This window comes from Candidatus Poriferisocius sp., from assembly GCF_965219775.1.
Classification (GTDB): Bacteria; Actinomycetota; Acidimicrobiia; order Acidimicrobiales; family Bin134; genus Poriferisocius.
Window position 1 is genome coordinate 3,282,367 of the sequence record NZ_OZ244793.1, and the last position, 26,761, is coordinate 3,309,127.

General features: G+C 68.9%; 24 protein-coding genes and 1 tRNA gene. 17 read left to right on the forward strand and 8 right to left on the reverse strand.

Features of this window, described 5'->3' with window-relative positions; all coding sequences use genetic code 11:
• Positions 1–18: 18 nt before the first annotated feature.
• The 7 genes from ACOQPQ_RS14885 to ACOQPQ_RS14915 form a co-directional block, all read right to left on the reverse strand.
• Positions 19–834 (reverse strand): thiamine pyrophosphate-dependent enzyme, encoded by an 816-nt coding sequence (locus tag ACOQPQ_RS14885; protein WP_420640196.1) that lies wholly within the window; start codon positions 832–834, stop codon positions 19–21.
• On the reverse strand, positions 831–1,937 hold the full coding sequence (locus ACOQPQ_RS14890; protein ID WP_420640197.1) for a hypothetical protein: 1,107 nt from the start codon (positions 1,935–1,937) through the stop codon (positions 831–833). The genes ACOQPQ_RS14885 and ACOQPQ_RS14890 overlap by 4 nt, the downstream gene beginning before the upstream one ends.
• A complete protein-coding gene (locus ACOQPQ_RS14895) occupies positions 1,934–2,209 on the reverse strand; it encodes a 4Fe-4S dicluster domain-containing protein (RefSeq protein ID WP_420640198.1) in 276 nt (91 codons plus the stop codon). The genes ACOQPQ_RS14890 and ACOQPQ_RS14895 overlap by 4 nt, the downstream gene beginning before the upstream one ends.
• Positions 2,206–2,766, reverse strand: coding sequence for a 2-oxoacid:acceptor oxidoreductase family protein (locus ACOQPQ_RS14900; protein ID WP_420640199.1), 561 nt, complete (start codon positions 2,764–2,766; stop codon positions 2,206–2,208). The genes ACOQPQ_RS14895 and ACOQPQ_RS14900 overlap by 4 nt, the downstream gene beginning before the upstream one ends.
• Positions 2,760–3,764 carry an NADP-dependent oxidoreductase gene (locus tag ACOQPQ_RS14905; RefSeq protein ID WP_420640200.1) on the reverse strand — a complete coding sequence of 335 codons (1,005 nt, stop codon included), beginning with the start codon at positions 3,762–3,764 and terminating at the stop codon, positions 2,760–2,762. The genes ACOQPQ_RS14900 and ACOQPQ_RS14905 overlap by 7 nt, the downstream gene beginning before the upstream one ends.
• A gap of 67 nt (positions 3,765–3,831) precedes the next feature.
• On the reverse strand, positions 3,832–5,226 hold the full coding sequence (locus ACOQPQ_RS14910) for an amidohydrolase family protein (RefSeq protein WP_420640201.1): 1,395 nt from the start codon (positions 5,224–5,226) through the stop codon (positions 3,832–3,834).
• Between the two features lie 16 nt (positions 5,227–5,242).
• Complete coding sequence (locus ACOQPQ_RS14915) at positions 5,243–7,678, reverse strand: xanthine dehydrogenase family protein molybdopterin-binding subunit (protein ID WP_420640202.1); 2,436 nt, start codon at positions 7,676–7,678, stop codon at positions 5,243–5,245.
• A gap of 58 nt (positions 7,679–7,736) precedes the next feature.
• Here ACOQPQ_RS14915 and ACOQPQ_RS14920 point away from each other — a divergent pair, with 58 nt between their 5' ends.
• Together ACOQPQ_RS14920 and ACOQPQ_RS14925 are read left to right on the forward strand one after the other, a co-directional pair.
• Complete coding sequence (locus ACOQPQ_RS14920) at positions 7,737–9,194, forward strand: OB-fold domain-containing protein (protein WP_420640203.1); 1,458 nt, start codon at positions 7,737–7,739, stop codon at positions 9,192–9,194.
• A gap of 58 nt (positions 9,195–9,252) precedes the next feature.
• Entirely contained in the window at positions 9,253–10,449 is a 1,197-nt protein-coding gene (locus ACOQPQ_RS14925; RefSeq protein ID WP_420640204.1) for an acetyl-CoA acetyltransferase, read from the forward strand.
• 26 nt (positions 10,450–10,475) lie between these two features.
• Here the strand turns inward: ACOQPQ_RS14925 and ACOQPQ_RS14930 are convergent.
• A tRNA-Gly gene (locus tag ACOQPQ_RS14930) sits at positions 10,476–10,546 on the reverse strand.
• A 122-nt stretch (positions 10,547–10,668) separates the two neighbouring features.
• Here ACOQPQ_RS14930 and tig point away from each other — a divergent pair.
• The 15 genes from tig to rpmA all read left to right on the forward strand — a co-directional run bounded on the left by tig (position 10,669) and on the right by rpmA (position 26,758).
• Positions 10,669–12,036, forward strand: a complete 1,368-nt coding sequence (gene tig, locus ACOQPQ_RS14935; protein WP_420640205.1) for a trigger factor — start codon at positions 10,669–10,671, stop codon at positions 12,034–12,036.
• Positions 12,033–12,665 (forward strand): ATP-dependent Clp protease proteolytic subunit, encoded by a 633-nt coding sequence (locus ACOQPQ_RS14940; protein WP_420640206.1) that lies wholly within the window; start codon positions 12,033–12,035, stop codon positions 12,663–12,665. The genes tig and ACOQPQ_RS14940 overlap by 4 nt, the downstream gene beginning before the upstream one ends.
• 60 nt (positions 12,666–12,725) lie before the next feature.
• A complete protein-coding gene (clpX, locus tag ACOQPQ_RS14945; RefSeq protein WP_420640207.1) occupies positions 12,726–14,000 on the forward strand; it encodes an ATP-dependent Clp protease ATP-binding subunit ClpX in 1,275 nt (424 codons plus the stop codon).
• Between the two features lie 34 nt (positions 14,001–14,034).
• Positions 14,035–15,429: a bifunctional folylpolyglutamate synthase/dihydrofolate synthase gene (locus ACOQPQ_RS14950; RefSeq protein WP_420640208.1), complete on the forward strand. Its 1,395-nt coding sequence runs from the start codon at positions 14,035–14,037 to the stop codon at positions 15,427–15,429.
• Positions 15,430–15,439: 10 nt separating this feature from the next.
• A complete protein-coding gene (ndk, locus tag ACOQPQ_RS14955) occupies positions 15,440–15,847 on the forward strand; it encodes a nucleoside-diphosphate kinase (RefSeq protein WP_420640209.1) in 408 nt (135 codons plus the stop codon).
• A gap of 103 nt (positions 15,848–15,950) precedes the next feature.
• A complete protein-coding gene (locus ACOQPQ_RS14960; RefSeq protein ID WP_420640210.1) occupies positions 15,951–16,994 on the forward strand; it encodes a rod shape-determining protein in 1,044 nt (347 codons plus the stop codon).
• A 17-nt stretch (positions 16,995–17,011) separates the two neighbouring features.
• Positions 17,012–17,860 (forward strand): rod shape-determining protein MreC, encoded by an 849-nt coding sequence (gene mreC / locus ACOQPQ_RS14965; protein WP_420640211.1) that lies wholly within the window; start codon positions 17,012–17,014, stop codon positions 17,858–17,860.
• Complete coding sequence (gene mreD / locus ACOQPQ_RS14970; protein ID WP_420640212.1) at positions 17,857–18,363, forward strand: rod shape-determining protein MreD; 507 nt, start codon at positions 17,857–17,859, stop codon at positions 18,361–18,363. The genes mreC and mreD overlap by 4 nt, the downstream gene beginning before the upstream one ends.
• Entirely contained in the window at positions 18,360–20,486 is a 2,127-nt protein-coding gene (mrdA, locus tag ACOQPQ_RS14975) for a penicillin-binding protein 2 (protein ID WP_420640213.1), read from the forward strand. The genes mreD and mrdA overlap by 4 nt, the downstream gene beginning before the upstream one ends.
• Positions 20,486–21,646, forward strand: a complete 1,161-nt coding sequence (gene rodA, locus ACOQPQ_RS14980; RefSeq protein ID WP_420640214.1) for a rod shape-determining protein RodA — start codon at positions 20,486–20,488, stop codon at positions 21,644–21,646. The genes mrdA and rodA overlap by 1 nt, the downstream gene beginning before the upstream one ends.
• Before the next feature lie 64 nt (positions 21,647–21,710).
• The gene (locus tag ACOQPQ_RS14985; RefSeq protein WP_420640215.1) at positions 21,711–23,636 is read left to right on the forward strand and encodes a TIGR03960 family B12-binding radical SAM protein; all 1,926 of its coding nucleotides are present in this window, start codon (positions 21,711–21,713) and stop codon (positions 23,634–23,636) included.
• Positions 23,637–23,652: 16 nt separating this feature from the next.
• Positions 23,653–24,384 (forward strand): TIGR03936 family radical SAM-associated protein, encoded by a 732-nt coding sequence (locus tag ACOQPQ_RS14990; protein ID WP_420640216.1) that lies wholly within the window; start codon positions 23,653–23,655, stop codon positions 24,382–24,384.
• A gap of 411 nt (positions 24,385–24,795) precedes the next feature.
• Entirely contained in the window at positions 24,796–26,166 is a 1,371-nt protein-coding gene (locus ACOQPQ_RS14995; protein WP_420640217.1) for an Rne/Rng family ribonuclease, read from the forward strand.
• 10 nt (positions 26,167–26,176) lie between these two features.
• A complete protein-coding gene (gene rplU, locus ACOQPQ_RS15000) occupies positions 26,177–26,494 on the forward strand; it encodes a 50S ribosomal protein L21 (RefSeq protein WP_420640218.1) in 318 nt (105 codons plus the stop codon).
• A 12-nt stretch (positions 26,495–26,506) separates the two neighbouring features.
• A complete protein-coding gene (rpmA, locus tag ACOQPQ_RS15005) occupies positions 26,507–26,758 on the forward strand; it encodes a 50S ribosomal protein L27 (protein WP_420640219.1) in 252 nt (83 codons plus the stop codon).
• The last annotated feature ends 3 nt before the right edge of the window (positions 26,759–26,761 follow it).

Here is a 26,761-nt window from a genome sequence, read left to right on the forward strand (position 1 = left end):
CCTTCTCGCCGGGGAAGATCAGCCCGCAAGCTTTGAGGCTTGCTCGCCGGGAGTCTTGAGTTCCCCGATACCGTGGACGGGCGCCAGGGTGTCCTGCAGGTAGTCGGGGCCGTCCAGCGTGTCCACGAACCAGCCGGTGGGGCACATGGTGAGGATCTCCACCAGGCTGAACCCAGCCCCGGCGAGCTGTGACTGGTAGGCCCGGGTGATGTAGCGCTTGGTGCGGGCCACGTTGCCCGCGTTGTTGACCGCTCCCCGGGCCACGTAGGCGGCCCCCTCGAGGGTGGCCACCAGGTCGGACAACAAGATGGGATGGCCGTGTTGGTGGGGGTCGCGGCCGTCGATGGAGGTCTTGGTGCGCTGGCCCAGCGTGGTGGTGGCCGTCATCTGCCCGCCGGTCTCGCCGAACACCCCGTTGTTGAGCAACAGGCAGGTGACGGGCTCGCCCCGGGCGGCAGTGTGCAGCACCTCTTGCAGGCCCTCGTTCACCATGTCGCCGTCGCCCTGCACGGTGACCACGAACCCCTCGGGCAACATGCGCTTGATGCCGGTGGCCACCGACGGCGCTCGCCCGTGGAGGGCCTGCACCACCTCCACGTCCAGGTTGTGGGCGAAGGCGGTGTAGCACCCGATGCCGAACACCGCGATGGTGCGATCGGCCAGGGCCAGCTCGTCGACGGCCTCCACCGCGGCCCGCAGGGCGATGGGCTCGCCGCAGCCGGGGCACAGGTGGTGGTTGGCCTGGGTGATGAGCGACGGGGTGAAGTCGTCCACCAGCGCGGCCGCCTCGGAGGGGGCCTGGTCGGTGTTGAGGTACAGCTTCTGGTCGCTCACGGCATGGCCTCCCGGATGCGCTCGGTGATGGCGGGCACGTTGATGTCGGGCCCGATGCCGAACCCGGAGTGGTCCCAGCTCGGCCCGCCGATGAACTCCACCGGCACCGTTCCCGACGTGGCCAAGCGCACGTCATCGACCATCTGGCCCATGTTCTGCTCGTACACCGCCACCTTGGCCGAGCCGCCGACCGCCGCTTGCACGGCCTCGGTGGGGAAGGGCCACAGGGTGATCGGGCGGACGTAGCCCACGCGGTGCCCGGCATCTCTCAGCCGCAGACAGGCGTATCGCACGAACTTGCCCACCGAGCCGTAGGCGGCCACCACCAACTCGGCGTCGTGGCAATGCCCGGTGTCCACCAGCGGGGCCACCCCGTCGGCCATGGCCCGGACGTGGGCCGCGCAGGCCGCGTAGTGGGCGCCCAGGTCGAAGCCCTCCTCGCCCTCGATGCCGCCGCCCAGCGGGGAAATGATCTTGGCCGCGCCCGTGCCGCCCGAGGAGCCGTCCAGCGCCCAGTCGGGCACCTCGGGGGCGGGCTCATCGAGGGCCGGCACCGATACCGCCTGGTAGGTGTGGGCCAGGTAGTAGTCGCCCAAGAGCATCACCGGGGTGCGCCATCGGCCCGCCAACTCGAAGGCCAGCCCGGTCAACGCCACGGCCTCGGGCCCGTCCATGGGGGCCAGCACGATGTGGCGGTAGTCGCCGTGACCGCCCCCTCGGGTGGCCTGGAAGTAATCGCCCTGCCCGCGGGCCATGTTGAACACCACCAACGGCAGCCGGGCGTTGGTGATCTCCGACAACGACTCCTGCATGAGCGACAGTCCCTGGCCGGTGGAGCCGGTGGCGGCCAGATGCCCGGTGGTGGCCGCCCCCCAAGCCATGCCTACGGCCTCCAGCTCGCTCTCGGCGTTCACACATACCCCGCCCACGGTGGGCAAAAGGGCGGCCATGTGCTCCAGCAGCTCGGTGAACGGGGTCATGGGATAGCCGGCGAAGAACCGGCAGCCCGCGGCCACCGCGGCGCGGGCCATGGCCTCCGACCCCGCCAGCAATGCCCGCTCCGTTCGGGCCGGCGCAAAGGGAGGAGCGATTGTCGTGCTCATGGCGCTGCCATCTGGATCGGCGTGGCGTACTTGTACACCTGGAACACGAAATCGGGGCAGATCTGGGCGCAGGCCTGACAGCCGGTGCAGCCTGCCAGCAGTCGGGGATAGCGGTAGCCCCGGGTGTTCACCTGGTGGTCGGTCATTTCCAGCACCCGGGGCGGGCAGGCGTCGATGCAGAGGTCGCATCCCTTGCAGGCCTCCACGTCGATGACCACGGTGCCCCGCACGGTGACCGTGCCCGCCGAATCCGCCGGTGCGTGGCTGCTCACGCCGCCATCTCCCAGCCCGCCGACAGGGCCCGCTCGTTGGCCTCGACGAGCTGTTGCCGGTAGGGGGGCACCGAGCGGCGCATGCCCTCGGTGAGCCCGCCCAGGCTGACCAACCCCGACGTGCGACCGTACGCTCCCGCCATGATCATGGCGGCCAGCAGGGGGTTGCCCAGATCGGTGGCCGCGTCGGTGGCGGGCACCTCCACCACCCGGTAACGGTCCCGGTCCAGGTCGTCCTCGAACACCGAGGTGTTGACCAGCACCAGGCCGCCGGGGCGGATGTGTTCCCGCAGCGGACCCCAGAACTGGTGGTGCATCAGGATGGCCGACCAGGTGGCCGACAGCACCGGCGGGGCCTCGATGGGCTGGTCGCTGATCACCACGGTGGCGTCGGTATTGCCCCCCCGCATCATGCCGCCGTAGCTGCCGAACACCAGCACCTCCTTGCCCTCCAGGGTGGCGCCCTGGGCGATGACCTGGGCGGCCAGTTGCACTCCTTGGCCTCCGATCCCGGTGAGCATGAGCTCCCGCTCCTGAGGTTGGACCCCGGTCAGCACGGCTCCGGGTCTCGCACCTTCAGGAGCTGCTTGCCCTGGTTGGCCCCCGAGAACAGCCGCAGGAACGTGCTCGGGATGTTCTCGAAACCGGATTGGATGTCGGTCTGAAAGGCGATCTCGCCGTCGGCCACCCACCGGCCGAGGTCTTCCTGGGCGGCGGGTACCCGCTCCATGTGGTCGAACATCACGAAGCCCTGCAGGGTGAGGCGCTTCTCGATGAACTGGAACATGTTGGCCGGTCCCGGTCGGCGCAACCCTTGGTTGTAGGTGGAGATGGCGCCGCACGCGGCGATGCGGCCCCCTTGGTTCATGTGACCGAGCACCGTCTCCAGCAGATCGCCGCCCACGTTGTCGAAGTACACGTCCACACCGTCACCGCAGGCCTCGGCCAGCCGGTCGTCCACGTCCTCGTTCTTGTAGTCGATGGCCTCGTCCAGACGGGCCTCGTCCAGCAGCCACCGGCACTTGTCGGCACCGCCCGCGATGCCCACCGCCCGACAACCCTTGATCCGGGCGATCTGCGCGGTCACCGAACCGGTGGCCCCGGCCGCTCCCGACACCAGCACGGTGTCGCCCGGCTGGGGGCGGCCGATGTCGAGCAGTCCGATGTAGGCGGTCAGCCCGGTGCCCCCCAGCGGGCCGAGCATGACCGGGATGGGCGTCTCGGGGGGCACCTTCCGGGCGGTGCCGTCCACCACGTGGTAGTCCTGCCAGCTCATCATGCCGCTGACCAGGTCGCCGACCTGCAGGTCCGGCGTGTCGGAGGCCACCACCTGGCAGACGCCGGGCCCGATCATGGGCTGGCCGAGCGGAGCAGGCGGCATGTAGGTGATGAAGTCCTCCATCCACGTGCGCATGGCGGGCTCGAAGCTCAGCCAGCACAACCGCACCAGGGCCTGGCCGTCACCGGGTTCGGGAACCGGGGATTCCCGGTACTCGAAGTTGTCGGGGCTCACCGGTCCCACCGGCCGGTTGGCGTAGATCCACTGGCGGTTCATGCCCTCAACCTACTCAACCCACCGGTGGGTGGCTCCCCGTGGGTTTCCCCGGAGGGGAGTCCCACCGTCAGGTGCCGGCGGCTTCGATCACGGTGTCGGCGAAGAAATCGGGGCGGGCCTCGGTGAAGAAGCGATGGGCGTTGTCGAAGGTGAAGGCCCGGAATTGCTTCTCGTCGAGCCAGCCGTGCTCCACCTGCTCCCACACCTCGGGCAGCACCTCGGACATGTCGGGAACGTCCCAGTGGCCGACGTCCGAGGAGAAGATGGCGTTGAGGGTGGCCCCGTGGGGCAGGGCGCCGTCGAAGGCCAGCCGCACCAGGGGGTCGTCGGCCTCGCAGCCGAACCAGTAGGAGCGGTCGATCTGCTCGAGGATGTCAGTGGGACTGGTGATGCCCGCGGCCTCGAAGTCGTTCACCACGTGCTTGGTGGTGGAGCCCTTCTGCATGGCCTTGCCGAATCCGGTGGGGAGATCGATGGGGTCGCCGGCCTCGCCCACCAGCATCTCGAACCGGTCGGGCTCGAAGCGCTCCGGGTCGTAGGCCTTGAGCCCTTCGGGGCCCCGCTTCTCCCAGTGGCTGAGCAGGTCGCACACCATCTGGGCCCCCCAGGTCACCCCGCCCTCCAGGAAGCCGAGGCGAAGGTCGGGGAAGCGATGGGTGACCCCGCCGAAGAACAGCGACTTGGCCGCCGTCTCGCTGGCGGCGCCGAAATTGCCCATGTGGTTGTAGGTGAAGTTGGAGATGGACCGCCGCCCGTGCCAGCCCATCGACCCCGAGTGCAGGCTGGCGGGGGTGTTCAGCTCCACCAGACGCTGCCACAGGGGGTCGTAGTCGTACGCCGAGTCGAGGCCCAGGGAGTCGATCCACGTGGCCATCTCGCCCCCGGCGGGCAACTGACGGGACACGAACCCCCCGATCATCACCGCCTTGAAGCCCAGTTCGGTGACCGCAAAGTCGAGATGCTCGACGGCCTCGCCGGGGGTGTGGGTGGGAATGGCGGCCACCGGCGTCAGTCGGTCACCCAGGCCCTGGTAGCTGTCGGCCAGGTACCGGTTGAGCGCCCGACACAGCTTGTTGCGCACGTCGTCGTCTTGGTAGCTGGGGAAGTTGAGCCCGATGCTGGGGTAGCACACCGCGAAGTCCATGCCCAGCTCCTCGAGGCGGTCGTGGAACAGCGCCGGTGACACCGCGGTGGCGAAGTCGCGGGTGTTGCCCAACGGCAGGGCCCACCACGGCCCTCGGAAGCTGCGCCGGGCCAGCCGCTCGTCGGCGGGCAGGTTGGACCAGTTGGGTTCCCCGCTGAACGAGCAATTGGCCATGTGGGCGTACAACCCGCCCTCCAGCCCCTCGTCGAGGCAGTACTGGTTGAGGGCCGGGTAGTGCTCGAACACATGCCCGTCGGCGTCGATGACGGGGTGGCCCAACTCGGCCCGGATGTCGGCGGCGGATCGCTGGCTACTCATGGGGCCACGTTACCCACTACCGGGTCCGGTGTCCTTGTCTGCCGGCCATCGCGGTTCGCACCGCCAGCCACACCCGCTCGGGGGTGCAGGGCATGTCGATGTGGGTGACCCCGAGGTGGGCCAGGGCGTCGATGACCGCACCCTGCACCGCCGGTGCAGCCCCGATGGTGCCGCTCTCGGCCACGCCCTTGGCCCCCAAGGGGTTGCGGTCGGTGGGGGTCTCCAGGAACACGGTCTCGATGGCGGGCAGCTCGCACGCCGCGGGCATCAGGTAGTCGGCCAGGGTGGTGGTGAGCGGGTTGGCGTCGGCGTCGTAGGACATCTCCTCGAACAGGGCGGCGGCGATGCCCTGGACTGCGCCGCCGTGTACTTGTCCGGCGGCCTGCACCGGGCTCAGCACCCGACCGCAGTCGGTGACGGCCAGGTGGCGCATCAGTTCCACCCCGCCGGTCTCGATGTCCACCTCCACCACCGCGACGTGGGTACCGCCGGGAAAGGTGGGCTGGGCCTGGTCGAAGGCGGCGGTGGCCTCGGTGCCGGCCAGTTCGGCCAGGGCGACGAAGGGATGGGGTGTTCCCCGCACCCCCAGGGTGCCGTTGGCGCGGATCTCGATGTCGTGGGGGGCGGCCTCCAACCGCTCGGCCGCCCGTTGCTGCAGCTCCTCTCGGATGCGGGTGGCGGCCTCGGCGGCCGAGCTGCCGGCCAGCGACGCCGAGCGGGAGCCGAAGCTGCCGGGGGCTTGGCGGTGGCGACCGGTGTCGGGGGTGGCCGAGGCCACCAAGGAGCGAGGGATGCCCAGCTCGCGGGCCACCAGCTCCCCGAGGGGGGTGCCCATGCCCTGGCCGAGGGGGGCCACCCCGGCGTCGATCTCGATGCGCCCGTCGGCCCGCACCCGAACCGTGGCCGGCTGGCAGGGTTCGTGGCGACCGGTGAAGTCGGCCCAACAGCACAGACCGATGCCCACCAGGCGGTGATCACCCGCCGCTCGCCGGTCGGCTTGGTGGGCACGAAATTGCCGGTAGCCGACTTCGGTGAGGGCCCGCTCCAGGGCGCCGAGGTGGTCGGCCTCGTCCATCACCAGGCCGCTGGGCAGGGTGCGGGGGAAGTCCTCGGGCCGCAGCAGGTTGCGTCGACGGACGTCGGCGGGGTCGAGGTCGAGGGTGCGGGCCAGGGTGTCCATGGCCCGCTCCAACAGGGCGATGGCCTCGGCCCGACCGGGCCCTCGATAAGGGCCGGTGGGGGCGGTGGTGGTTATGGTGGCCGCCGCGGTGACCGCCACCTGGTCGACCCGGTAGGGGCCGGGAATGAGCCGCTGGGTTTGGAGCGGCTCGAACGCGCCCAGCCCGGCGTAACCCCCCACGTTGGCGTTGACCTCGGCGTCCATGGTGGTCACCCGACCGTCCACGGTGGCCTTCAGGCTGATGCGTTGGTCCTGGTCGCGGGCCTGCATCGACAGCAGGTTCTCGGCGCGGGTCTGGGACAGCCGCAGCGGCCGCCCCAGGCGCAGGGCCAGGCGGGCGACCACCGCCACCAGGCCGTTCTCACCGCTGCACTTGCCCCCGAACCCACCCCCGATGGGGGGCACCACCACCCGGACATGATCGTCGGGCAGGCCCAGGGCGGCGACCAGTCCGTCGTGGGTGGCGGACGGCATCTGGGTGTTCAGCCAGACCGTCAGCCGTTCACCCTCGGGTACCACCAGGGCGGCCACCCCCTCCAGGGGCGCGCAGGCCACCCGGGCGATGTGCTGGGCCACACTCACGACGATCGCGGTTTCGCTGGGGCCCGCCGGCCCCTGCGGGTGGGTATCGCTGGGGCCCGCCGGCCCCTGCGGGGGGGTTTCGCTGGGGCCCGCCGGCCCCTGCGGGGGGGTATCGCTGGGGCCCATGACTTCGCGCAGCACGGTGTTGGTGCTGTGGGCGGGATGAACCAGAGGGGCATCGGGCGCGGAGGCGGCCAGGAGGTCGGCCACGGGAAGCCGCGACCGGTAGGTCACCTCCACCAGCGCACCGGCATCGGCCGCCACCGCCTCGCTCTCCGCCACCACCGCGGCCACCGCTTGGCCCACGTAGGCCACCCGGTCCTCGGCCAAGGCCGGTGGGCTGATGGCCGCCGGGGTCACCCCGTCCACCGCCGGCGGGGCGCCTACCGTCACGTCGGTGGCGGTGTACACCCCGATGACCCCGTCGAGGGCTTCGGCCGCCGCGGTGTCGATGGCCGCTATCTCAGCGGAGGCCACCGGCGAACGCACGAAGCCCACCCACCAGGCCCCGCCGCCATCCGGTTCGCTGCCGTCGAGATCCCCGGCGTAGCGGACCCGTCCACAGAGCAGGTCGACGTCCTCCACCCGTCCGGACCAGTCGCACTCCGGGGTGCCCTCCACCCGTCCGGACCAGTCGTACTCCGGGGTACCCTCCGCTCGTCCGGACCGGTCGCTCTTCGGGGTGTTCATCTGGGGGAACACACTACGACCCCGGCCCCGATTGCCTTCGGGCGTACACTCCCCTCACATGGCGAAGGCCACGCGAGGGATCATCAGCTTCGGGGCCTATGTGCCCTATCGGCGCCTCGACCGGTCCGACGTCGCCGCCTTCCTGGGGCGCGGTGGGGGTCGGGGCACCCGGTCGGTGGCCTCCTACGATGAGGACACCACCACCATGGCCGTGGAGGCCTGCCGGCTGGCCCTGCGCTCCGGGGTGGGCGACGGTGGACCCGCCGCGGTCGACGCCTTGTGGTTCGCCACCGCCGATCCCGCCTACCTGGAGAAGACCAACGCCACCGCCATTCACGCCGCCCTCCGGCTGGACCCCACGGTGGCGGCCCTGGATTTCGGGGGGGCGGTGCGGTCGGGAATCGGGTCGCTGCGGACCGCCCTCCAGGGGGCCGGCCCCACGCTGGTGGCCGCCGCCGACATCCGGGTGGGTCTGCCCACCAGCGCCGACGAGGCCGCCGGCGGTGACGGCGCGGCCGCCTTCGTGGTCGGATCCGAACCGGACGGGCCGGTGGTGGCCGAGCTGGTGGCCGCGGCCTCGGCCACCGAGGAGTTCGTCGACCGGTGGCGTCGACCCGGCGAAGCCGCCGCCCGCCAATGGGAGGAGCGCTTCGGGGAGACCCGCTACGGGCCGCTGGTGACCCAGGCCTGGAAGCAGGCCCTGGGCCAGGCCGGTTTGGAACCCTCCGAGGTGGACGTGGCCGTGGTGGTGGGCACCCATGGCCGGGCGGTCCGCCGGGCCGGGAGCCTGCTCGGCGTCGACCGTTTGGCCGACGATCTGTCGGCCGGCGTGGGCAACACCGGCACCGCCCACGCCGGTCTGGTGCTGGCCGCCGAACTGGAGCGGGCCGCCCCCGGTCAGGTGATCGCTGTGGTGGTGCTGGCCGACGGGGTGGAGGTGCTGGTGCTGCGGACCACCGAGGCGCTGGCGCGCTACCGCCCGGCTCGCCGGGTGGCCGACCAGATCGCTGCGGGGGGTCCGCTCGGTTACGCCACCTTCTTGCAGTGGCGCGACATGATCACCGTTCAGCCCCCCAATCGCCCCGAGCCCGATCGCCCCTCGTCGTCGGTGGCCGCTCGCACCCAGGACTGGAAGTTCGGTTTTGTGGGCAGCCGGGGGACCGAGAGCGGGACGCTGCACCTGCCCCCGGCCCGGGTGTCGATCCGGCCCGAAGACGAGGTGGACGCCATGGACGCCGCCCCGATGGCCGACGTACAGGCCACGGTGGTCACCTTCACCATCGACCGGCTGGTGTACTCGGTGAGCCCCCCGGTGGTGTTCGCCGTGGTGGACTTCGACGGCGGCGGGCGGTTGCCGGTGGAACTCACCGACGTGGACCCCGAGTCGGTGCGCATCGGCCAACGGGTGGAGATGACCTTCCGGCGGCTGTACGAGGCCGACGGCATCAGCAACTACTTCTGGAAGGCCCGCCCGCTGCGGGCCGCCGCCCCGTCGGTCGCCGACGAGGCCGGGTGAAAAAGCACCACGAGAGACCAGAGAGACCGCACGAGAGACCAGAGACAGGAGGCGCACCATGAGCAGTCACGGCATCAAGGACAAGGTGGCCATCGTGGCCATGAGCTGCACCCCGTTCCGGGAGCACTGGGACAAAGGAGTGGATGACCTGCTGATCGACGCGGCCCAGGGGGTGCTGGCCACCGCGGGCATGGCCAAGGACGACGTGGACGCCTTCTGGTTGGGCACCGCCTCCAGCGGGATGAGCGGGCTGACCCTCAGCCAGCCGTTGAAGTTGACGGGAAAGCCGGTCACCCGAGTGGAGAACTACTGCGCCACCGGCTCCGAGGCGTTGCGCCAGGCGGCCTACGCGGTGGCCTCCGGGGCCTACGACCGGGCCATGGCCATCGGGGTGGAGAAAGTGAAGGACTCCGGCTATCAGGGCCTGAACGCCGCCCCCGCCTCCCACGACGGCACCCGACGCAACCTCACCGCGGCCGCCATGTACAGCCTGGTGCTGCCCGCCTACGCCGCCCGCTACGGGGTGGACGAGGACGAACTTCGCATGGTGGTGGCCCGTATCGCCGAGAAGAACCACCGCAACGGCGCGCTCAATCCCCTGGCCCAGTTTCGCCGGGAGATGCCCGCTGAGAAGATCTGCGAGATGGCGGCGGTGGCCGGGAGGCTCTCGGTGTTCGACTGCGCCGGGGTGGCCGACGGGGCGGCCGCCGCCATCGTGGTGCCCGCCGAGGACGCCCACCGGTACTGCGACAACCCGCTGTACATCAAGTCGCTGTCGTTCGTGTCGGGCACCGGAGGCGGGCTGATCGACCCCGACTACGACTACACCACCTTCCCCGAGTGCCAAATGGCGGGCGAGGACGCCTACCGCCAAGCCGGGATCGACGATCCCCGGTCATCGCTGGCCATGGCCGAGGTCCACGACTGCTTCACCCCCACCGAATTGGTGCTCATGGAGGATCTGGGCTTCTGCGAGCGGGGGACGGCCTGGAAGGAGGTGCTGGCCGGCACCTTCGAGCGCACCGGCGACCTGCCGGTGAATCCCGACGGAGGCCTCAAGGCGTTCGGCCATCCGGTGGGGGCGTCGGGCCTGCGCATGCACTACGAGTGCTGGCTGCAGCTCCGGGGACAGGCCGGGCCCGACCGCCAGATCGAGCTGTCGTCCCGCCGCAACCACGGGCTGGTCCACAACCTCGGGGGCTACCCCGGCGAGATGGTCTCGTTCGTCTCCATCCTCGCCCCGGAACTCGGCTGAGTCCGGTATCGGGGTCCGTCAGGGAGAGCGGGTGACGAGAATCGAACTCGCGTCATCAGCTTGGAAGGCTGGGGTTCTACCACTGAACTACACCCGCAGGGCAGATCCGTCATGCTATTGGTCCGCAGCGGCCACCGGCGATTATTTCTGCGGCACACCGCCGGGGGCCAGCGGCTACGACACAAGGAAGCAGAGGGTCGCCGGTAAAATGCGGGCTCTGTGAGGAGCACGGTCGAGGCCCTGGAGGGCAACCGGGTCAAGGTGTCGGTGGACATCGAGGCCGAGGAATTCGAGGAAAAGCTCGATGAGGCGTTCCGCCAACTGGCCCGCCAGGTTCGACTGCCCGGATTCCGCCCCGGCAAGGCCCCCCGCCGGGTGCTGGAGGCCCGACTGGGCCCCCAAGCCGCTCGGGGAGAGGCCCTCAACGAGGCGGTGCCCGAGTACTACGCCCGGGCGGTGGCCGACCACGACGTGGACGTGATCGCCGCCCCGGAGATCGACATCACCAGCGGGATGGAGCAGGGCCCGGTGAGCTTCGACGCGGTGGTGGAGATTCGTCCCTCGATCACGATCGCCGGCTACGACCGGCTCACCGTCGAGGTCCCCAGTCCGGAGCCCACGCAGGAGGAGATCACCAAGGAGGTGGACCAGCTCCGCAAGCAGTTCGGCGAGTTGGCCCCGGTGAGCCGACCGGCCATCGACGGCGACCGCGTGACCATGGACATCTACGGCACCTACAACGGAGAAGCGGTCGAGGGTCTGACCGTGGACGACTACGCCTACGAGGTGGGCCAGGGGGCCGTGGTGCCGGAGATCGACGAGCAGCTCCGGGGGTCCAAGGCGGGCGACATCCTGGAGTTCAACGCCCAGCATCCCGACCCCGACGAGGACGGCCTGTTGCGATTCCGCATCCTGGTGAAGGAGGTGCAGGAGACCCTGCTGCCCGACTTCGACGACGAGTTTGCCCAGGAGGCCTCCGAGTTCGACACCGCCGAGGAGCTGCGGGCCGACATCACCGAGACCATCGCCGCGGTCAAGCGGAGCCAGACCTCGATGGTGCTGGACAGCCAAGTGGAAGAGCAGCTCGCCGAGTTGGTCACCGACGACATCCCCGAGGCCCTGGTGGAGGCCGAGGTGCAGCACCGAATCCGGTCCCTGCAGGGCAGCTTGGCCCGCATGGGCGTCGAGATCGACGACTACCTGCAGGCGGGCGGCCGGAGCCCCGAGGAACTGGTCGATTCCCTGCAGGAACCGGCGCTGCGGGGCGCCAAGGCCGACCTGGCCCTGCGGGCCATCGCCGCGGCCGAGTCCATCGAGGCCACCGATGAGGACGTGGACGAAGAGCTGGCCGTGCTGGCCGACCAGGTGGGCCAGACCGTGGCCGAACTCAAGTCGACGGTGTTCGGCAACGATGAACAGCGGCTCAAGGGGGTACGATTGGATGCGCAGATGCGCAAGACCCGCCAATGGGTCTTGGAGCGGGTTGAGATCACCGATACCGACGGAAACCCCGTCGAACGGTCTAGCCTGAACCCCGACAACGAGTCCGACCTTCCCCCCTCCTCCACCGAGAGCCAAACCGCATGAACCCCCAGAACTACATGGTGCCCGTCGTGGTCGAGCAGACCAACCGGGGTGAACGCTCGTTCGATCTCTACTCCCGCCTGCTCAAGGAGAACATCATCTTCCTGGGCACCCCCATCGACGACACGGTGGCCAACCTCATCTGCGCCCAGTTGCTGCACCTGGAGTCGGAGAACCCCGACAAGGACATCAACCTCTACATCAACAGTCCCGGTGGCGACATCAACGCCATGTTCGCCATCTACGACACCATGCAGTACCTCAAGCCGGACATCACCACCATCTGCTTCGGACAGGCGGCATCGGCGGCCGCCGTGTTGCTGGCCGCCGGCGCCCCCGGCAAGCGCTTGGCCCTGCCCCACTCCCGGATGCTGATCCACCAGCCCTACGCCGGGGCCTCCGGGCAGGTGTCCGACATCGAGATCGCCTCTCGGGAAATCCAGCGGCTGAAGGACCAGTTGGAGGAGCTGCTGGCCCGCCACACCGGCCAGGACCTTGAGAAGATCAAGCAGGACACCGACCGCGACTACGTGATGACGGCCGAGGACGCCAAGGACTACGGCCTCATCGACGAGGTCATCTCCTCGCGTGACACCGTCGACACCGCCGGCCCGATCACGGCCATTCGGTAGGGGCGGGCACCGTGGTCACATCGGATCGACCAGTGGCAGTGAGTTCGGGGGGCCGAGTCCATGGCTAAGTTCGGTGAGGGTGGCGAGCTGCTGAAGTGCAGCTTCTGCGGGAAGACCCAGAAGCAGGTCAAGAAGATGATCGCCGGTCCCGGCGTGTACATCTGCGACGAGTGCATCGACCTGTGCAACGAGATCATCGAGGAGGAGCTGGCCGAGGGCACCGACGTCGGTTTCAAGGAGCTGCCCAAGCCCCAGGAGATCTACTCCTTCCTGAACGACTACATCATCGGCCAGGAACACGCCAAGAGAATCCTGTCGGTGGCGGTGTACAACCACTACAAGCGGGTCCAGATGGGAACGTCCGACCCCGAGGTGGAGTTGGCCAAGTCCAACATCCTGCTGCTCGGCCCCACCGGGTGCGGCAAGACGCTGATGGCCCAGACCCTGGCCCGGATGCTCAACGTGCCCTTCGCCATCGCCGATGCCACCGCCTTGACCGAGGCCGGCTATGTGGGCGAGGACGTGGAGAACATCCTCCTCAAGCTCATCCAGGCCGCCGACTACGACGTCAAGAAGGCCGAGACCGGCATCATTTACATCGACGAGATCGACAAGATCTCCCGCAAGAGCGAGAACCCCTCGATCACCCGGGACGTCTCCGGCGAGGGCGTGCAGCAGGCCCTGCTGAAGATCCTGGAGGGCACCACCGCGTCGGTGCCCCCCCAAGGCGGGCGCAAGCACCCCCATCAGGAGTTCATCCAGATTGACACCACCAACGTGTTGTTCATCGTGGGCGGGGCCTTCGCCGGCTTGGAGCAGATCATCGAGAACCGGGTGGGCAACGTGGGCGTGGGCTTCGGCGCCGACATCCGCTCCGAGGCCGAGCGGGACCACGGTGAGCTGTTCAACCAGGTGCAGCCCGAGGATCTCATCAAGTTCGGGCTCATCCCCGAGTTCATCGGCCGCTTGCCGGTGGTCGGGGTGGTCTCCCACCTGGAACGGGACATGCTGGTTCGGATCCTGGTGGAGCCCAAGAACGCCCTGGTGAAGCAGTACTGCAAGTTCTTCGACTTCGAGAACGTGGAGTTGGTGATCGGCGAGGAGGCCTTGGCCGAGGTCGCCGAGTTGGCCCTGAGCCGAAACACCGGGGCCCGGGGCCTGCGGGCCATCCTGGAAGAAGTCCTGCTCGACGTGATGTACGAACTGCCCAGCCGCAACGACGTGTCCCAGTGCGTGGTCACCCCCGAGGCCGTCCGCGGCGAGAAGGCGCCGGAGCTGGATCAGCGCCTCGTCAAGGCCGCGCCCCGGGACCGATCCCGCAAGCAAGCAAGCTGAGCCCTCCCCCTCGCCCAGCGGCCCGGGCAGCACCGTGAGCCCCCCGCCGGGTTCCTCGCTCGCCGAGGCCCGGGCGTGGCTGGACGGCCACGTGAACCTGGAGGCCACCGCGGGCGACACCGAGGGCCTGTCGCTTCAGCCGATGCGCTCGCTGCTGGCCGCTTTGGGCGAACCCCACGCCGACTACCCGGCGGTACACATCACCGGCACCAACGGCAAGGGGTCGGTGGCCACCATGGTCGCCGCCTTGGCCGAGGCCTGGGGGATGACGGTGGGAACCTACGCCAGCCCCCATGTCGAGCGGATCAACGAGCGCATGTCGGTGGGGGGCACCCCGATCGGCGACGAGGACCTGGCCGAGGTCCTGCACCACCTCCGCCTGGTGGAGGGCTATGTCATCGCCGGTGGAACCGGGGTCATCGCCGGTGGAACCGGGGTCACGGCTGGTGGTACCGGGGTCACTTCCGGCGGTGAGGGCCCGGTGCCCTCGTGGTTCGAGCTGGTCACCGCGGCGGCCTTCCGCTGGTTTGCCGACGTGGCCGTGGACCTGGCCGTGGTGGAGGTGGGCAAGCTGGGTCGCTACGACGCCACCAACGTGGTGAACAGCCGGGTGGGGGTGATCACCAACATCGGCCGCGACCATACCGACGGTCGCCCCGGCTGGGAGCGGGCCGTGATGGAGGAGAAGGCCGGCATCCTCCATGACCAGGCCGTTGCCGTGCTCGGCCCGATGGCCCCGGAGTTGGTGGCCATCGCCCAACAGGAGTCGCCCCGGGAGCTGCTGGTGGCCGGTCGGCACTTCGAGCTGGAGGAGAACCGCCCGGCCGTCGGGGGTCGGGTGGTCACGGTGCGCACGCCCCGTGCCCGCTACGAGGACGTCTACGTCAGCCTGTTCGGGGCCCACCAGGGTGACAACGCCGCCCTGGCCCTCACCGCCTTCGAGGCCCTGGTGGATCAGGAGCTCGACGAATCAGTGCTGGCGGGCATGGGCGGGGTGGCCATTCCCGCCCGGTTCGAGGTGGTGGGACGACAGCCTCTGGTGGTGATCGACGGGGCCCACAACCCCGACGGCCTGGCCGCCGCCGCCGCCACGTTGGCCGAGCAGTTCAGCGTGCTCGGCACGGTCACCTGGGTGGTGGGCATGATGGGCGACAAGGACCCCGACGCCATGCTGGCCGCCATCGATACCTCCGACGCTCGTTGCGACCGGGTGGTGGGCTGCGCCCCCGATTGGCCGCGGGCCCTTCCGGCCGCCGCGGTGGCCGCGGCCGCCACCAACCGGGGGATCGACGCCGAGATCGCCGGGCAGGTCGGCGAGGCGGTGGACCGGGCCCTGGCCCTGTCGGCCGACGAGGATGCGGTGGTCATCGCCGGTTCCCTGTACACCGCGGGGGCCGCCCGCCTTCACATGCTGTCGGGCAATAGCTAGGGTTCCCCCGGTGAATCGGACCCTCGTACTGTGCAAACCCGACGCGGTGGAACGCGGCCTGGTAGGCGCCATCGTCTCCCGCTTCGAAGGCCGGGGCCTGCGGATCGTCGCCCTGCGGATGCTCACCATCGACGCCGACCTGGCCGCCCGCCACTACGCCGAACACGTGGACCGGCCGTTCTACCCCGACCTGGTGGCCTTCATCGGCCGCTCACCCTCGGTGGCCATGGTGGTGCAGGGGCCCGAGGACGTCTTTGCCGTGGTCCGAACCATGATGGGCGCCACCAACCCCTTGGAGTCGCCTCCGGGCACGATCCGGGGCGACTACGGGCTGGAAGTCACTGAGAACCTGGTCCACGGCTCCGACAGTCGGGAATCGGCCGAGCGGGAAATCGGGATCTTCTTTCCCGAACTGTGATGGCGCCCCCCTTCTCGGCGGCCACCGTGAGCGCCCGACGGACGGTCCCCACCGGTGGGGGCGCCGTTGTGCGATTCGGGAACCACTGCTCTAACCTTGCACCATGGTGAAGCGGCGGTTCTCTTCCAGCAGCGGCTTGGTGGGCCGCGACGTGGCCATCGACCTGGGCACCGCCAACACCCTGGTGTACGTGCGCGGCGAGGGCATCTTGATCAACGAGCCCTCGGTGGTGGCGGTGACCACCGAAGGCGTGCCCTTGGCGGTGGGCTCGGAGGCCAAGCGCATGCTGGGGCGCACCCCGGCCCACATCCAGGCCATTCGCCCTCTCAAGGACGGGGTCATCGCCAACTTCGACATCTGCGAGAAGATGCTCCGGTACTTCATCCAGAAGGTGTCACCGGGCCGGTTCATCCGGCCACGCATGGTCATCTGCGTCCCCTCGGGCATCACCCCGGTGGAGCAGCGGGCGGTGCAGGAGGCGGCCATGTCCGCCGGGGCCAAGAAGCCGGTGTACATCATCGAGGAGCCCATGGCCGCGGCCATCGGCGCGGGCCTGCCCGTGCAGGAGGCGTCGGGCAGCATGATCGTGGACATCGGCGGCGGTACCACCGAGGTGGCCATGATCTCGCTGGGCGGGGTGGTCACCGGGCAGTCGATCCGCATGGGCGGCGACCGGATGGACGAGGACATCATCGCCTACCTGAAGAAGGAGCACAGCCTCACCATCGGCAGCCGGACCGCCGAAGAGGTCAAGATGGTGCTGGGGTCGGCCTGGTCGGGCAGCGAGGAGCGTTTTGCCGAGGTGCGCGGCCAGGACATGGTCACCGGTCTGCCCAAGACCGTGGTGGTATCCACCTCCGAGGTGTGCGAGGCCGTCTCCGAGGTGATCCGCTCCATCGTGGACGCGGTGAAGGTGACGCTGGATGAGACTCCCCCCGAGCTGGCCGCCGACATCATGGAGGCGGGCATCGTTCTGGCCGGAGGCGGCGCGCTGTTGACCGGCTTGCCTCCTCGCCTCGAGGAGGAGACGGGCATGCCCGTGCGGCTGGCGCCCAATCCCCTCCACGCGGTGGCCATCGGCTCAGGCCTGTCGCTGGAGGAGTTCGACCGGCTGGAGGGACTCCTCTTCTCGTCGTCGCACGGCTGATCGTTCGGTTGGGCCCCGTGGCCACGGGCACCCGCACCGCACGGTCGCGGTTGACGCTGATCTTCTTGCTGCTCAGTTCCGCCACCCTGCTCACCCTGGACGCCCGTGACTTCGAGCCCCTGCAGCGCACGGAGGAGACCCTCGCCGAACTGATCTCGCCGTTCCGGTCGGGGGCCGATCGGCTCTTCGAGCCGCTGGGCGATGCCTGGGCGGGCATCACCGGCTACGACGATCTGAAGGCCGAGAACCAAGCGCTGCAGGAAGAACTGCAGAAGCTGGCGGGCCAGCAAATCCTGGAGTCCGACGCCGCCGTCCGCTTGGAGTCGCTTCTCGGTCAATTGGGACTGCCCTACGTGCAGGACATTCCCAACGTGGTGGCCGAGGTGGTGACGGCCAACGTGGGCAACTTCGACCGTTATTCGGTGCAGATCAACCGGGGGTCCAACGACGGCATCCGCAACGGCATGCCGGTGGTCACCCGGGGCGGCCTGATCGGCCGCATCGACGGGGAGCCGGGCCGGGAGTACGCCCAGGTGGCGTTGCTCACCGACCCCGAGTTCGAGGTGGGGGTGCTGGCCGTCGGCACCAACGACGTGGCCCTGGCCTCGGGAGGGGGCCACGGGGCCCCGCTCCGGGTCGACCGAGGGTTGGAGATCGACACCGAGGTGACCGTGGGTCAACAAGTGGTCACCAGTGGGGTGGACCGCAGCCGCTATCCCCCCGGCATTCCCATCGGCACCGTCATCGACATCGACTACGACGAGGCCCGGTTGTTGCAGGTCCTCACGGTGGACCTCTCGGCCACCACCGACAACCTGAGCTTCGTGACCGTCCTGCTCTACGACCCCTTGGCCCAGGAGCGATGAACACCACCAGCACCTACCTGCGAAGCGGGCTCTTCTTGTTGACCGCGCTGGTGCTCCACGTCTCGCTGTTCTCCGATCTGCGGGTGTGGGGGGTGGCACCGGAAGTGCCCCTGGCCATCGCGGTCACCGCCGGGCTGGTGGGCGGTCCGGAACGGGGCGCGGTGGCCGGATTCGCCATCGGGTTGGGCATCGACCTGTACCTGCCGACGCTGTTCGGCCTCTCTGCGCTGATCTACACCGTGTGGGGCTACACGGTGGGGCTGCTGCAGGAGCGCATGTTTCGCCGGGCCTGGTGGATCAACGTGTCGGTGACCGGGGCGGCCACCGCGGGCGGTCTCCTGGTGTACGCCGTGCTCGGAGAGCTGCTGGGCCAGGCCAACCTCTACACCGACCGGCTGTACCTGGTGATGGGCGTGGCCGCGGTCTACAACCTGGTGCTGAGCCTGCCGCTGTTGGGGCTGTGGCGCTGGTCGTGGCCGACGTTGCTGGGGGAGGAGGCGTGAGCCCCGAATCTCTGCGTCTGCGGCTCGGCTTCCTGGCCCTATTGGGCCTGATCGCCTTCGGGGCGCTGGTCGCCCGGCTGTGGTACCTCCAGGTGTTGAGCTCGGAGGAGTTCGAGGCCCAAGCGGTGGCCAATACCGTCCGGGTGATCTACGAGCCCGCCCCGCGGGGCCGTATCTTCGACCGCAACGGCAACGTGCTGGTGGACAACCGGGAGTCGCTGGTGGTGACCGTCGACCGCTTCACCTACGACACCGAGTTCGACGAGGAGGAGCAGGAAGCGTTGGTGCTGCGCCTGGCCGGGGAGATCAGCCGGGCGGGCCGGCTCACCAAGGTGTTCGAGATCAACGAGGCTCTCGAAGACCCCCGATACGGACCGCTGGATTCGGTACCGGTGGCCGACGACGTGACCGAGAACTTCGAGATCGTGCTGGCGGAACGGCCCGACGAGTTTCCCGGTGTGGGCACGGTGGTGCGCAGCGTCCGCACCTACCCCTACGGCGACCTGGCCGCCCACGTGCTGGGCTATGTCTCCCTGCTCAGCGAGGAGCAGTTCGAATTGGTGGCCGACGACCCCAAGACCTACCGGCCCAACGACGAGATCGGCCAGAGCGGGGTGGAGGCCACCTTCGAGTCGGTGCTGCGGGGCACCCCCGGATTCTCCCGGCTGGAGGTGGACAACCTCGGCGAGCTGGTGCAGGTGCTGGAGCAGGTCGACCCGGTGGCGGGCGCCGACGTCCACCTGACGTTGGACATCGACATCCAGTCCCTCACCGAGCGGGAACTCCTGGCCGGGCTGGCCGAGGCCCGCCAACAGGTTCCCGACGACCCCAACGAACCGCCGTTCAACGCCCCGGGCGGGGCCATGGTGGTGCTGGATCCCGACGGCGCCGAGGTCCTGGCCATGGCCTCGTTGCCCACGTACTCGCCCAGCGAGTTCGTGAACGGTTTCTCCGACGACCGGTGGGCCGAACTGCAAGACCCCAACAGTCATCAGCCCCTGCACAATCGGGCGTTGGCCGGCATTTATCCCCCGGGATCCACCTTCAAGTTGTTCACCGCCTATGCCGCCATGAACAGCGGCGTGATCGGACCCCGAGGCGTGTTGGACGTGCGCACCCTCTACGAGGACGCCGGGTTCTACGTGGTGCCGTCCTGTGAAGAGGAATCGATTGCCTCGTGTCGGTTCCAGAACGCCGAGGAGGCCATCTACGGGCCGGTGGACCTGCTCCGGGCCATCACCGTGTCGTCCGACGTGTACTTCTACTACCTGGGCGACACCATCGACCGGGCCGACCGCTTCGACCGGGAGGCCGTCCAGCGGGCGGCGCGGCTCTTCGGCTTCGGGGCCCCGTCCGGCATCGCCCTGAACGGTGAAGGGGTGGGTCGGGTGCCCTCTCCCTTGGAGACCGAGGCCGCCGGGGAGGTATGGCGAACCGGCGACTCCATCGTGTTGGCCATCGGCCAGGGCCTGCTCGGCGCCACCCCGTTGCAGTTGGCCAACGGGTACGCCGCCTTCGCCAACGGTGGCACCCTCTACGCCCCCAAGATCGTGGATCGGGTGGAGAATCCGGTGACCGGGGAGGTGGTCCGGGCCTTCGCCGACCGGGTGATCAACCAGATCTACCTGCCCGACTCCATCCGACAGCCGATTCTGGAGGGCCTGCTCGGTGTGACCGCCGATCTGGAGGGCACCGCCCACTCCACCTTCTTCGGCTTCCCGCTCGAAGAATGGCCGGTGGCGGGCAAGACCGGTACGGCCGAGGTGGTGGGTCAGGCCGACAACTCCCTGTTCGCCGCCTTCGGCCCCAACCCCGATCCCGAGTACGTGGTGGTGGCCATCATGGAGGAGTCGGGCTTCGGGGCCTCGGTGGCCGCCCCTGCGGTGCGCCGGGTGATGGAGCCGCTGGCCACCGACACGGTGCCCGCGGTGCGCACCATCGACGACCTGGCCGACTTGGGCCAGCCCCTCGAAGGGGGATTGACCGAGGAACAAGCCGACGACGATGCGAACGATGAGGCCGCGGACGACGGCCAAGACGATGCCGCAAACGACGCTCCGGACGAAGCCACGGACCAGGCCACGGACACTGCCGTCCCGGACCCGTCGGGAGGGGCAGCCTGATGGCGGTGATCTCGTTGGAGCAGCGCCGACTTCGGGATCGGGAACTGGATCAGCCGAGCCGGTCGTACGCGCCGTGGATGCACATCGACGTGCTGCTGGTGCTGGCCGCCGCCGGTTTGACCGCCATCGGGGTCGCCGCCATCTACAGCACCACCCGGGGTCGCGATCCGCTGGAATTCGACGCCTACTTCATGGAGCGCCAGACGCTGTTCGTGGTGGCCGGGGGACTGTTCATGGTCTTCGCCGCCTGGTTCCCCTACCAGGAGCTGTCCCGGCTGGCGGTGGCCATCTACGGCGCGGGGATCCTGACGCTGATCGTGGTGCTGAGCCCGGTCGGCGCCGAGGTCAACGGCGCCCGATCATGGTTCCGATTCGGCGACTTCCAGCTTCAGCCGTCGGAGTTCCAAAAGATCGCCGTCATCTTGGCCGTGGCCGCCTTCTTGTCGCGGTACGAAGACCACATGACCGTCCCCCGGGTCTTCTTCGCCATCGGCATCGTGGCCTGGCCCGGCCTGTTGGTGATGCTCCAGCCCGATGTGGGCACCGCGCTCATCTACGTCTTCATCGGATTCGTCTTGCTGCTCATCGGGGGCATCCGCTTTCGCCAGGTGGTGGGCATTGCCCTCATCGCCACCACGGTGGTGGTGCTGATGATCAACTCCAACATGTTGCAGGAGTATCAGACCAACCGGCTCCGCAGCTTCGTCGATCCTTCCAGCGACATCACCGAGGCGGCCTTCCAGCAGCGTCAGGCCCAAATCGCCATCGGCAACGGCGGCGTGCAGGGCCGGGGGTACGGGGAGGGAACCCAGACGCTGAGCGGGCTGGTGCCCCAGCAGCACACCGACTTCATCTTCACCGTGATCGGCGAGGAGTTCGGCTTCGTCGGATCGGCCACCACCCTGGGGCTCTACGCCCTGTTGCTGATGCGGATCCTCCAGGCGGCCCGGCTGGCCAAGGACCGGTTCGGCGCGCTGATCTGCTCGGGGGTCTTCGGCATGATCCTGTTCCAGATGTTCGAGGCCGTGGGCATGACGCTGGGTATCACCCCCATCACCGGCATTCCCCTGCCGTTGGTCTCCTACGGGGGTTCGTCGGCCATCGCCACTTTCATCGGCCTGGGCCTGGTGCTGAACGTACGCATGCGCCGGTTCACCTGATCCGGTTTGTCGTCGAATCGCAACTGCTTCGGCCCGGTCGATGTCGGGGGGTAGATTGATGCCGATGTCGCTTTGGCCGGAATTGGAGCTGTTGCTGCCCGAGGTGTCGAAGCCGGCCCGCTACATCGGGGGCGAAGGCGGCATGGTGCGGCCCGAGCATCACCCCGACAAGGTGGCGTGGCTGTTGACCTACCCCGACACCTATGAGATCGGCCTGCCCAACCAGGGCTTGCAGATTCTCTACGAGATCCTCAACGAACGGGACGACGCCGTGGCCGAGCGGGCCTACGCCCCGTGGGTGGACATGGAGGCCGAGATGCGGGCCGCCGGCGTTCCGCTGTTCTCGGTGGACACCCATCGCCGGGCCGGCGACTTCGACGTGTTGGCCTTCAACCTGTCGGCCGAACTCGTCTACACCAACCTGCTCAACTGCATCGACCTGGCCGGGGTGCCGGTGCGGGCCGAGCAGCGTGCCGACCACGAGATGCTCATCGGGGCGGGCGGGCACTGCACCTACAACCCCGAACCGCTGGCCGACTTCGTGGACTTCTTCGTGCTGGGCGACGGCGAGGAGGTGGTGTCGGAGATCAACGCGGTGATCGCACGCTGGAAGCGGTCGGGCAAGGCCTCCCGGCTGGGGGTGCTGCGCGAGCTGGCCGGCGTGGCCGGGGTATACGTGCCCTCGCTGTACGACGTGGCCTACGACGGCCCCGCCCTGGTGTCGGTCGCCCCCCGCTACCCCGACGTGCCCCCGGTGGTGGAAAAGCGCACCGTGGCCGACCTGGCCGCCTGGCCGTATCCGAAACGGCAGTTGGTGCCGCTCACCGAGGTGGTCCACGATCGGCTGAACGTGGAGGTCTTCCGCGGCTGCACCCGGGGGTGCCGATTCTGCCAGGCCGGGATGATCACCCGCCCGGTGCGGGAGCGGCCCGCCGAGCAGGTCCGCACCATGGTGGCCGGCGGCTTGGCCCGTTCCGGGTACGACGAGGTGGCCCTGACCTCGTTGTCCACCGCCGACTTCAGCGGTATCGAGGAGGTGGTGACCGGCACCATGGACTGCGGAGCGGGCGAGGTGTCGGTGTCGTTGCCCAGCCTGCGGGTGGACGCCTTCACCGTGGGTCTGGCCGCCCAGATCCAGCGGGGACGGCGAACGGGCTTGACCTTCGCCCCCGAGGCCGGGTCGTGGCGCATGCGCCAGGTCATCAACAAGCTCATCGACGAGCGCGACCTCTACGGGGCGGTGGAATCGGCCTTCTCCCAAGGGTGGCGGCGTATGAAGCTCTACTTCCTCACCGGGCTGCCCACCGAGACCGACGAGGACACCCTGGCCATCGGCGAGTTGGCCCGCAACTGCGTGGAGTTGGGCCGGGCCCACACCAAGAACCCCTCGGTGACCGTGTCGTTGGGGGGGTTCGTGCCCAAGGCCTTCACCCCCTTCCAGTGGTTCGGCCAGAACACCGTGGTCGAGTTGCAGCGCAAGGTCTTCTTGCTGCGCGACGCCATCAAGCGAAACCGGGGCGTCCAGATGAAGTGGCACGATCCCAAGGCCAGCCTGGTGGAGGGCATCGCCGGCCGGGGCGACCGTCGGATCGGGCGGGTCATCGAGGACGTCTGGCGCCAGGGCGGCACCTTCCAGGAGTGGTCGGAGCACTTCGCCTACGACCGCTGGATCGAGGCCATGGACCGACACGGACTGTCGGTGGACTGGTACGTGCATCGACACCGCACCGAACACGAGGTGCTTCCCTGGGATCACCTGTCGGCGGGCCTGCACAAGGACTTCCTGTGGCAGGACTGGCGGGACGCCCTCAACGAGGTGGGGCTGGAAGACTGCCGTTGGACACCGTGCTACGACTGCGGGGCCTGCACCGGCTACAGCATCGAGCACATCGTGGCCTCGGCCACCCCGCCCGCCGGAGGCAGCCAGGGCACCGGCCAGACGCCCACCGCTTGGCAGGCCCCCACCGCGGTGCCGGTGGCGCTTCGGTGATCTGGGACCGACACCGGTGAATCCCAATCAAGAACCCCGCACCCGAACGAGGTTGCGCTACCGCAAGGTGGGACCCATCCGGTTCACCAGCCACCGTGACGTGGCCCGCATCTGGGAGCGCTCGTTGCGGCGAACGGGCCTGCCGGTGGCCATGACCGAGGGCTTCTCGCCCCGGGCCAAGCTGCACTTCGGGTTGGCGTTGGCCACCGGCTACGAGTCGGACGCCGAGTATCTGGACGTCGACTTCAAGGGCGATGACGTGGCCGCCGACGAGGTGTGGTCGGCGCTGGTCGACGTGCTGCCCGACGGCATGTCGGTGACCGGTGCGGTGGTGTTGGGCCCGAAGGTCATGTCGTTGCAGCAGGCGGTCACGCTCTGCGAATGGGATGTCGAGTTGTTTGGTGTAACCCCCGATGATCTCGCCCGATGGGTGGAACAGGTGCGCGGAGCGGCTACGCTGATGGTCACGCGAGAACGCAAAGGCCGACAGACCACCGACGACCTGGCTCCTCAGGTGCATGCCTTGGAGGTCGGTGAGCCAACCAACCGGGGGGTTCGCCTCTCGGCCGCACTGAGCACGCAGCCCCGGGCAGTACGCCCTACGGAGCTACTGGCCGCTCACGAACCGGTGTACCGACCGGTACTGGTTCGGCGAACTCGTCAATGGATTGAGCAGGATGGCGCCCGCTTGGAGCCGCTTGACGTCGGCGCAGCCCCTGCTCAGCACACCCTGGTTGGTGTGCAATGAGAAAGGACCACACAGATGACCGACTCGAAAGAGCGGACGGTCGACCGATCGGCCGATTCCAACAGGAAGGCTGACTCCTTCAACCGATCGGCCGATTCCAACAGGAAGGCTGACTCCTCCAGCCGGGACGCAAACCGATCCGGAGCGAACCGACCCAAGATCGGCGACAGCCGTCCCGCCCCGATCCCTTCCGGAGCGGACCGACCCAAGATCGGCGACAGCCGTCCCGCGCCGCCGTCTTCCGGCAATCGCCCGAAGATCGGCGACTCCCGCCCTGCGCCGCAGAGCAACGGAGGGAACCAGCCGGGGGGCTCCCCGTCGGGGGGTGGCGGTTCCGGATCGGGCCGCCGGCGTCGTCGTCGAGGCGGACGGGGCCGGGGCGGCGGTGGCGGTGGTCGCCCCCTGCAGCCGGTGGAGCACCACGTGTCCGACGGCCCGGTGGAACTGGACGAGGAGACGCTGGAGCGCCGGCGGGGTCGCCGCCGCAAGGGTCGGCCCGTGGGCCGTTACATGATGCTGGTCCAGGTCCGTCCGGAAGCCACCCAGATTGCCGTGGTGGAGGGCCGGGCCCTGGTGGAGCACTACGTCTCCCGGCCCGCCGACGACGCCGGGGAGATCCACGGCAACATCTACATGGGCCGGGTGCAAAGCGTGCTGCCCGGCATGGAGGCCGCCTTCGTGGACATCGGCACCCCCAAGAACGCGGTGCTCTACCGGGGCGACGTGTCCTTCGACCCCGACGACGTGGAGACCTCCTCGGGCTCACCCCGCATCGAAAACCTGTTGCAGGCCCGCCAGAACATCATGTGCCAGGTCACCAAGAACCCCATCGCCCACAAGGGGGCCCGACTGACCCAGGAAGTGTCGCTCCCCGGCCGGTTCGTGGTGCTGGTGCCCAACTCCAAGACCTACGGCATCTCCAAGCGGCTCCCCGACAAGGAGCGCAAGCGGCTGCGCAAGGTGCTCGACCGGTGCAAGCCGGAGGAACACGGCATCATCGTGCGCACCGCGGCGGAGAAGATCACCACCGAGGAACTCGAGCGCGACGTGAAGCGGCTGGTGTCGCAATGGGAGCAGATCGAGGCGCTGTCCAAGCGGGTCCGGGTGCCCGGATTGCTCTACCGGGAGCCGGCCATGGCCGTCCAGGTCATCCGAGAGGAGTTCAACCAGGACTTCCGCTCCGTGTACATCGACGACCCCAATCTGTACGACGAGGTGAACGACTACGTGTCCAGCGTGGCCCCGGAGCTGGTCGAGCGGCTGGAGTACTACGACGCCGACCGCGAGAATCTGAGCCTGCTGGAGCGCTACCACGTCCACGAGCAGTTCGTGAAAGCCCTGGACAAGAAGGTGTGGCTGCCCGGTGGCGGGTCGCTCATCATCGAGAGCACCGAGGCGCTCACCGTGATCGACGTGAACACCGGCAAGAACGTGGGCAAGTCCAACCTGGAGGAGACGGTGTTCCGCAACAATCTGGAGGCGGCCCGGGAGATTCCCCGCCAGCTCCGGCTGCGCGACATCGGCGGCATCATCGTGATCGACTTCGTGGACATGGACAAGCGGGGCAATCGCGAGGAGGTCATGAAGGCCTTCCGGGAGTCTCTGGCCTTCGACAAGACCCGTACCCAGGTGCTGGACATCTCCGATCTCGGCCTGGTGGAGATGACCCGAAAGCGGATCGGCGAGGGGTTGCTGGAGTCGTGCTCCTCGGCGTGCCCCGCTTGTGACGGGCGGGGCATCGAGCTGGACCAACGGCTAGTAAGTGCCGGTCGAGAACGGTAGCCTTGGCCCGGTGTATGCCGTGATCCGCACCGGCGGAAAGCAGTACAAGGTGGAACAGGGCCAGGTTCTGGATGTGGAGCTGTTGGGTGAGCCCGGCGTGGAAGTGGAGCTGACCCCCCTGCTGGTGGTGGACGGCGACGCGGTGACCACCGGCGCCGACGTGCTCAGCCGGGCCAAGGTCACCGCCACGGTGGTGGATTCGGTGAAGGACCGCAAGATCAACGGGTTCACCTACAAGAACAAGAGCAACCAGCGTCGGCGGTGGGGCCACCGTCAACGCAAGTCCCGCATTCGGATCACGGCCATCGAGGCCGCGACCGATCGCTGAGGGGAGCGAACGATGTCCAAGACCAAAGGCGGCGGTTCCACTCGCAACGGCCGCGACTCCAACCCCAAGCGTCTGGGCGTGAAGGCCTTCGACGGCACCCAGGTCACCGCCGGGTCCATCATCGTCCGTCAGCGGGGAACCCGAATCCATCCGGGCGACAACGTGGGTCGCGGCCGCGACGACACCCTGTTCGCCACCGCCGACGGGCGGGTCAAGTTCGGCCACCGGCGGCGCCGCAAGCTGGTCGACGTCATCCCCGGCTGACCA

Excerpts from the sequence above, each read along its gene's own strand:
- ACOQPQ_RS14890 (WP_420640197.1), bottom strand. The coding sequence starts at position 1,937 with ATGAGCACGACAATCGCTCCTCCCTTTGCGCCGGCCCGAACGGAGCGG.
- ACOQPQ_RS14905 (WP_420640200.1), bottom strand. The coding sequence starts at position 3,764 with ATGAACCGCCAGTGGATCTACGCCAACCGGCCGGTGGGACCGGTGAGC.
- ACOQPQ_RS14910 (WP_420640201.1), bottom strand. The coding sequence starts at position 5,226 with ATGAGTAGCCAGCGATCCGCCGCCGACATCCGGGCCGAGTTGGGCCAC.
- ACOQPQ_RS14915 (WP_420640202.1), bottom strand. The coding sequence starts at position 7,678 with ATGAACACCCCGAAGAGCGACCGGTCCGGACGAGCGGAGGGTACCCCG.
- ACOQPQ_RS14920 (WP_420640203.1), top strand. The coding sequence starts at position 7,737 with ATGGCGAAGGCCACGCGAGGGATCATCAGCTTCGGGGCCTATGTGCCC.
- ACOQPQ_RS14925 (WP_420640204.1), top strand. The coding sequence starts at position 9,253 with ATGAGCAGTCACGGCATCAAGGACAAGGTGGCCATCGTGGCCATGAGC.
- ACOQPQ_RS14940 (WP_420640206.1), top strand. The coding sequence starts at position 12,033 with ATGAACCCCCAGAACTACATGGTGCCCGTCGTGGTCGAGCAGACCAAC.
- clpX (WP_420640207.1), top strand. The coding sequence starts at position 12,726 with ATGGCTAAGTTCGGTGAGGGTGGCGAGCTGCTGAAGTGCAGCTTCTGC.
- ACOQPQ_RS14960 (WP_420640210.1), top strand. The coding sequence starts at position 15,951 with ATGGTGAAGCGGCGGTTCTCTTCCAGCAGCGGCTTGGTGGGCCGCGAC.
- mreD (WP_420640212.1), top strand. The coding sequence starts at position 17,857 with ATGAACACCACCAGCACCTACCTGCGAAGCGGGCTCTTCTTGTTGACC.
- rodA (WP_420640214.1), top strand. The coding sequence starts at position 20,486 with ATGGCGGTGATCTCGTTGGAGCAGCGCCGACTTCGGGATCGGGAACTG.
- ACOQPQ_RS14985 (WP_420640215.1), top strand. The coding sequence starts at position 21,711 with ATGTCGCTTTGGCCGGAATTGGAGCTGTTGCTGCCCGAGGTGTCGAAG.
- rpmA (WP_420640219.1), top strand. The coding sequence starts at position 26,507 with ATGTCCAAGACCAAAGGCGGCGGTTCCACTCGCAACGGCCGCGACTCC.